This window comes from Dissulfurimicrobium sp. (assembly GCF_049968175.1).
GTDB lineage: Bacteria > Desulfobacterota > Dissulfuribacteria > Dissulfuribacterales > Sh68 > Dissulfurimicrobium > Dissulfurimicrobium hydrothermale.
On sequence record NZ_JBMFRG010000083.1, the window covers coordinates 1 to 6,548 of the forward strand.

The following is a 6,548-nucleotide window of genomic DNA, read 5'->3' on the forward strand; positions in this document are numbered from 1 at the left end:
GCCATTGATCCTGACATCCGCTCCCTTCGTGAGACCATGGTCTATGGACTTAAAGGCGTCGCAGCCTATGCAGACCATGCCCAGATACTTGGTCAGGAAGACGACAGGGTCTATGCCTTCATCCATGAGGCGCTTGCCGCAACCCTTGACAAGGGCCTTGGCCTTAACGACTGGGTCGGCCTTGTCTTAAAATGCGGCGAGATAAACTTGAGGGCCATGGAGCTTCTGGATGCCGGAAACACCGGCGCATACGGCCACCCTGTGCCGACAAAGGTACCGCTGGGGGCAAAGAAAGGAAAGGCCATCCTGGTATCCGGTCACGACCTCAAGGACCTCGAAGAGATACTGAAGCAGAGCGAAGGAAAGGGCATCTATGTCTATACGCACGGTGAGATGCTCCCATGCCACGGCTATCCAGGCCTTAAGAAGTATTCTCACTTCTATGGCCACTATGGTACGGCCTGGCAGAACCAGCACAAGGAGTTTCCATGGTTTCCCGGGCCGATCGTGATGACCACAAACTGCATCCAGAAACCGCTTGATTCCTATAAAGACCGCATATTCACAAGCGGGCTTGTGGGCTGGCCGGATGTCGCACATATAAAGAACCGGGACTTTGGCCCTGTGATAAAAAAGGCCCTGGAGATGCCTGGTTTTGCTGAAGACACGAATAAGGGCTCGGTGATGGTGGGCTTTGCAAGAAACGCCATATTGTCCGTTGCGGACAAGGTGATCGAGGCGGTAAAGGCAGGCAATATCCGCCGCTTCTTCCTGGTGGCTGGCTGCGACGGGGCAAAACCAGGGCGCAACTACTACACTGAATTTGTGGAAAAGGTGCCAAAGGACTGCATTGTCCTCACCCTTGCCTGCGGCAAGTTCCGCTTCTTCGACAAGGACCTTGGAGACATAGACGGCATCCCGAGGCTCCTAGACATCGGCCAGTGCAACGACGCATACTCAGCCATCCAGATCGCGGTCGCCCTTGCCAAGGCGTTTAATTGCAGCGTAAATGAGCTGCCGCTCTCAATGGTCCTTTCCTGGTACGAACAAAAGGCTGTCGCGATCCTGCTGACGCTTCTCTCTCTGGGCATAAAAAATATAAGACTTGGGCCGAGCCTTCCAGCGTTTATTACGCCCAATGTGCTCGATGTATTGGTCAGGAACTATGACATCAAACCTATAACCACCCCGGATGAAGACCTGAAGGCCATTTTGGGGTAATTACAACAAACACGACGACAAGGAGGGACAAGACCCTCCTTGTCAAACACTTACGGGGGCTAGATATGAAATGCCCAGGGCAGGACACGAGATACTGGAGGTCAGACGCCATCTTTGAGACCAAGTGTCCCAATTGCGGCGACGATGTGGAATTTTTCAAAGACGATGCCTGGCGTACATGCCCGAACTGCGGGCATAAGATCCGGAACCCCAACCTGGACATGGGCTGCGCTTCCTACTGTCCCTATGCCAAGGAGTGCATCGGGAGTCTGCCAAAGGAACTCTGGGAAGAACGCGAGAGACTCCTAAAAGAAAAAGAGACAAAAAAGGAAAACAAAGATGAAAACGTTGAGAAAGATCATTGAGATTGATGAGGCCCTCTGTAACGGCTGTGGCAAGTGCGTCCCGTCCTGCGCTGAGGGGGCGATCCAGATAATAGACGGCAAGGCAAGGCTTGTGGCCGAGAGATACTGCGACGGCCTCGGAGCCTGCCTCGGCGAATGTCCTCAAGGGGCGCTGAGGATTGTAGAAAGAGTTGCCGATGACTTCGATGAAGAGGCGGCCCATAGACACCTGAGCGGTCCAATGCCTGCCGAGACCAAGGGTGCGATTCAAGGAGCGGCGCTGGGCTGCGGCTGCCCGTCCACGCTCGTGCAGGAATTTGGTCCTCAAAAAGACGCATGCGCCAGGGCCAATCAGCCGGTCAATTTTGGCTCTCTCCGCTCCGCGCTTACTCACTGGCCTGTGCAGATAAGGCTTGTCCCGCCTGCCGCACCATTTCTTAAAGGGGCGGACCTCCTGGTGGCGGCTGACTGCACCGCCTTTTCCTATCCGGCCTTTCACATGGACCTCCTGCCAGGCAAGGTCCTGCTTATAGGCTGCCCCAAATTTGACAACGCCCATGAATATGTGGAAAGATTTATTGAGATATTCAAAAAAGCCCAGATAAAATCGCTTACGACGGTCATCATGGAGGTGCCGTGCTGTTCTTCCATGCTGGGCATTTTGAACAAGGCCATGGAAGGGGCGGGTGTCTCGATCCCGCTTAAAAAGATAGTCGTCAGCGCACGGGGCGAACTGCTGGATTGACGGCATAAATCTAAAAAAAGGGGGGTGGTTATCTGGAAGGTGCGGTGAAAGACGTGTTTTAGGTTGGGGGTGTCTTTAATTTTTATACTTAATTAAAAGGGAGGATTTGTCATGGGAAATGTCCTGGGTTTTTTATCTCTTTTTATTTGGTTTGTTCAGCTTTATCGGCATGGGGACAGCTATCGCAAAGCCTTCACCATGTGAAGACTGTCACGTAAAAATCACGCCCATGATGGTGAAAGACTTCAACCGAGGTAAGATGGCGAAGGTGCTTACATGTGCTGACTGCCATGGAAGCGACCACATGAGCGAAAAAGACGTCGACAAGGCGAAACTGCCGACCATCGAGACCTGCAAACAGTGCCATCCGGAACAGGCCAACCAGTACCTCGAAGGAAAACATGCGCTCGGCCTTGTGGCGCTCCAGGCCATGCCCTATACGCACATGCAGCCCAAGGCCTTTGTAGAGGGGCAGAAGGGCTGCGGAGGCTGCCATACCCTAGGCCTCAAGACCCAGGCCGATCGTCAGACAGAGGGCAGAAAGTACTACAAATATGGTATGGATTGCCAGAACTGCCATACCAGGCACGCATTCTCAAAGGCCGAGGCCTCTGAACCCGAGGCGTGCGAGACCTGCCACATGGGCTTTGATCACCCACAGTGGGAGATGTGGTCAGGCTCCAAACACGGCGTGACCTATCTCATGGAACGGACCATTGATCCCAAGAACAAAGACAGGGCGCCGAAATGTCAGACATGCCACATGCCAAAGGGTAATCACAGGGTCTTTTCAGCCTGGGGCTTCCTGGCCGTAAGGCTTCCCGAGGACGATCCGGAGTGGATGGGATACCGCGCTACTATTTTAAAGGGTCTGGGCGTGCTTGACCCGAACGGAAAACCCACGGCAAGGCTTGATGTGGTAAAGGCCGGCAAGGTCGCAAGGCTTACGAAAGAAGACTTTGAAGCAGAAAGAAGGCGCATAGTTGATGTGTGCAAAGAGTGCCATTCGCCTGCATTCGTCGATGCAAACATCCAGAATGCAGATAAGATGGTGAAGGCCGCGGATAAACTGTTCGCCGAGGCTATAGCCACTGTGGCTGGGCTTTATCAGGACGGCATCATTCAGAAAAAACCTGGTCAGGCCTATGCCTATCCTGATCTCCTTACCTTCTATGACGTAAACACCAAGGTCGAGGAGATACTCTATGAGATGTTCATGGACCACAGGATGAAGGCATTCCAGGCCACCTTCCACATGAACCCGGATTACGCCACTTGGTACGGCTACGCCAAGATGAAGAAGGACCTGGTGGAGATCAAGGAGCTTGCCCAGGAGATGCGGCAGGCGCACTTTAAGGCTACCGTCAAGACCAGAAAAAAATAGGCTGATTTAAAACGCTATGGGGCATCCAGCCGCGATGTATTAGGACGAGTGCCCCAAAATCTTAAAAAAGAGAAGAAAATACCCTGAATTCTGGTTCTAATTTATCGCTATGTCTTTAATTATCCCTGTTCGATATGCAAGAAGGGCTGTGCAGTTGGCCTTTTCACTATATCTTCTCTATGCCGGTTACCGATTCTACCGCTACTACCTGTGGGTAAGTGGACAAAGCAATGTCTATGCGCCCAAATTCCCCTCTGTCGAGGCCTTTCTGCCCATCGGGGCGCTGACCGCCTTGAAACACCTGGTGCTCACGGGCCAGTTCGATGCCATACACCCCGCCGGGCTTGCCATCTTCATAGCAGTCCTGCTGGCGGCCTTCCTGTTCCGCAAGGGCGTCTGTGGCTGGGTCTGCCCCGTTGGCCTCATCTCCAATCTCTTCGAGGGCCTTGGCCGGAGGTTTGGGCTCTCCTTCTGTCTTAAGGGCTGGCCATCCATACCCCTTTATTCATTAAAATACATACTTCTTTCCTTTTTTCTCTACATAATCCTCTTTCGCATGGATGGGCAGTCCATCGCGGCCTTTATGTCAAGCCCCTACAACATGCTTGTTGATATAAAGATGCTCCTATTTTTCATTAAGCCATCCCTGACGACGGTCGTCTTTCTGGTGGTCATCACCTCCCTGTCCATCATCCTCAGAAATCCATGGTGCAGGTATCTGTGCCCATATGGGGCGCTCCTCGGCGTTATGGCGCTCTTCAGCCCCATCCATGTGAAGCGTGACGAGACACTCTGCATCAACTGCAAAAGGTGTACAAAGATATGCCCAGCCTGCATAGAAGTGCACAAAAAAACAGCAGTGCGCACCCCTGAGTGTCAGGGCTGCATGGAGTGCATCGGCGTCTGTCCTGTAAAAAATTGCCTTGGACTCAATACACTGCTAGGTATCAAGCCTTCTCCATTGGGTGTCGCCGCCCTAACCATCACCCTGATCTTCGGTGCATGGATATTGGCCTCTGTTACAGGTCACTGGGAGTCTGCAATACGACCGGAGATGCTCCGCAATCTATTTTTATTGACAGGCGGGCATGTCATGCATCCATGACATTCACTTCATTCCTCAATAAGGTAGGATCAGAGGTTAAGAGATATGATAAATAGACAGAGGTGCTGGCTCCTTGACAAAGAGACAACTGTTGCGCTATCTTTAAAATCATTAAAAGAGGAGAAAGGAGGTTCTATGAAAAAAATTTGGCAGATAGGTGTAGCGATGCTATGCGCCGTCACAATGACAACCGGTTGCGCAAATATGTCAGCCCGCCAAAAGGGATTTCTTAAGGGCGCTGCCGTAGGAGCGGTTATAGGCGGCGGCGCTGGCGCGGCTATCGGCAACGGCAGCGACAATGGCAACAGAGATGCAGCGACAGGCAACGGAGCGATGATTGGGGCTGCTAGTGGCGCCCTAATAGGCGGCATCATAGGCGCTCTGATGGCAAAAGAAGAGGTCAAACCGCCGGCACCAGCACCGGCCCCAAAGGTAGAACCACCAGCACCTATGCCTGAAACCAAGGTAGAGACACCGCCGCCGCCACCACCAGTGGTGAAGGAAAAAATCGTCCTCAGAGGCATCAACTTTGACTTTGACAAATCAAACATCAAAAAGGAATTCGTGCCGGTGCTTGAGCAGGCCGTCGAGATACTCAAGGCCCATCCTGATGTGAAGGTAGTCGTTGAAGGCTATTGTGACTCTATTGGTACAGTTGCATACAACTTAAAACTCTCAGAAAGACGTGCTGAATCTGTAAAGAAGTTCTTAGTACAACATGGAATAAATGCCGACAAGATCCAGACGATCGGCTATGGCAAAACCCATTTTATCGCCAGCAACAAGACAGCGGAAGGCAGGGCCATGAACCGTCGCGTAGAGTTCAAGATACTTGATTGATCAAAACAGTTGCTCATTCCATGATTCTTGAGAAAAAAGCAACTCTTATATCAGTTGCGACAGTACTGCTGGGGTTAATCGCCTTGGCAGTACTGTCGTATCCTCAAACGATCTTTGCCAGCAGTGGCGATAGAATCAAAAACAACCATCAATATGTCGCAAATAACCGCCAAGATAAAAAAACTAGACTGAGTGACGATGAAATCAGACAAAGCTTTGAACGATTTGCAAAGGCATGGATGGCCAAGCTGGAGGCTATAAGTAGAGAAAATTCAAAAAAAATCAGGCTCGAACCATTAGAACGGGATGGTGTATATGTCGGAAGATATGTCTGCTACGGGCCTGAATGCAATATTTCCATAAAAAGAACAGGCTCGAAAGAAACACCTTATGTAGGAATGATTTATTATTCCGAAAAACAGGTCCTCAAAAAAGGTCCTACACGGCAAGACGCCCTGAATGACCCTGGCACACCCGTTGAAGAGGTGCCTGTCACTGAGATATTCCGCTATACCAAAGGCAAGTGGGTCTATTAAGACCCAGCCCCTTCCGCCGCCTCCTCCATTACGCCTTCTTCCTCATGGCCATAGCTCTTGGCCGCCTCGGCCAATTCCTGAAGCCTCAGATCGACTAAATAGAAGAGGGTTCCCTCCGGATAATTCCCATCCACATCTCTGACCCCTGCGGGGATGCCTGTAAGTATCTCAATGCCTTCCTCTACGGTCTCTATAGCCCAGATATGGAATCTACCTGCCTCCACCGCCCCGACAACCTCTTCTTTCAACATCAGGTCCTTTACATTTGCCTTAGGGATGATTACCCCTTGACTTCCTGTAAGTCCGTGCGCCTTGCATAGATCAAAAAAGCCCTCTATCTTCTGTGTAACCCCTCCTATAGGCAATATCTCTC

General features: G+C 51.4%; 7 protein-coding genes and 1 pseudogene. 7 read left to right on the top strand and 1 reads right to left on the bottom strand.

Annotated features, from left to right (window positions below):
* The 7 genes from hcp to ACP5SG_RS09045 all read left to right on the top strand — a co-directional run.
* Positions 1 to 1,221: hydroxylamine reductase (gene hcp, locus ACP5SG_RS09015; protein ID WP_428123761.1), on the top strand; the 1,221-nt coding region annotated here is incomplete at its 5' end.
* 65 nt (positions 1,222 to 1,286) lie between these two features.
* A complete protein-coding gene (locus tag ACP5SG_RS09020) occupies positions 1,287 to 1,586 on the top strand; it encodes a hypothetical protein (protein ID WP_237887791.1) in 300 nt (99 codons plus the stop codon).
* Complete coding sequence (locus ACP5SG_RS09025; RefSeq protein ID WP_428123764.1) at positions 1,561 to 2,310, top strand: ATP-binding protein; 750 nt, start codon at positions 1,561 to 1,563, stop codon at positions 2,308 to 2,310. Before ACP5SG_RS09020 ends, ACP5SG_RS09025 begins: the two co-directional genes overlap by 26 nt.
* Positions 2,311 to 2,428: 118 nt before the next feature.
* The gene (locus tag ACP5SG_RS09030; RefSeq protein ID WP_428123767.1) at positions 2,429 to 3,694 is read left to right on the top strand and encodes a multiheme c-type cytochrome; all 1,266 of its coding nucleotides are present in this window, start codon (positions 2,429 to 2,431) and stop codon (positions 3,692 to 3,694) included.
* 109 nt (positions 3,695 to 3,803) lie between these two features.
* A complete protein-coding gene (locus tag ACP5SG_RS09035; protein WP_428123770.1) occupies positions 3,804 to 4,799 on the top strand; it encodes a 4Fe-4S binding protein in 996 nt (331 codons plus the stop codon).
* A 135-nt stretch (positions 4,800 to 4,934) separates the two neighbouring features.
* Positions 4,935 to 5,639, top strand: coding sequence for an OmpA family protein (locus ACP5SG_RS09040; protein ID WP_424661807.1), 705 nt, complete (start codon positions 4,935 to 4,937; stop codon positions 5,637 to 5,639).
* 20 nt (positions 5,640 to 5,659) lie between these two features.
* Complete coding sequence (locus ACP5SG_RS09045) at positions 5,660 to 6,175, top strand: hypothetical protein (RefSeq protein ID WP_428123776.1); 516 nt, start codon at positions 5,660 to 5,662, stop codon at positions 6,173 to 6,175.
* Here ACP5SG_RS09045 and ACP5SG_RS09050 read toward each other — a convergent pair.
* A pseudogene (locus tag ACP5SG_RS09050) lies at positions 6,172 to 6,548 on the bottom strand (Lon protease family protein); the annotation flags it as partial. The gene ACP5SG_RS09045 and the pseudogene ACP5SG_RS09050 sit on opposite strands and share 4 nt — an antisense overlap.

Excerpts from the sequence above, each read along its gene's own strand:
- ACP5SG_RS09030 (WP_428123767.1), top strand. The coding sequence starts at position 2,429 with ATGTCCTGGGTTTTTTATCTCTTTTTATTTGGTTTGTTCAGCTTTATC.
- ACP5SG_RS09020 (WP_237887791.1), top strand. The coding sequence starts at position 1,287 with ATGAAATGCCCAGGGCAGGACACGAGATACTGGAGGTCAGACGCCATC.
- ACP5SG_RS09040 (WP_424661807.1), top strand. The coding sequence starts at position 4,935 with ATGAAAAAAATTTGGCAGATAGGTGTAGCGATGCTATGCGCCGTCACA.
- ACP5SG_RS09035 (WP_428123770.1), top strand. The coding sequence starts at position 3,804 with ATGTCTTTAATTATCCCTGTTCGATATGCAAGAAGGGCTGTGCAGTTG.
- ACP5SG_RS09045 (WP_428123776.1), top strand. The coding sequence starts at position 5,660 with ATGATTCTTGAGAAAAAAGCAACTCTTATATCAGTTGCGACAGTACTG.
- ACP5SG_RS09025 (WP_428123764.1), top strand. The coding sequence starts at position 1,561 with ATGAAAACGTTGAGAAAGATCATTGAGATTGATGAGGCCCTCTGTAAC.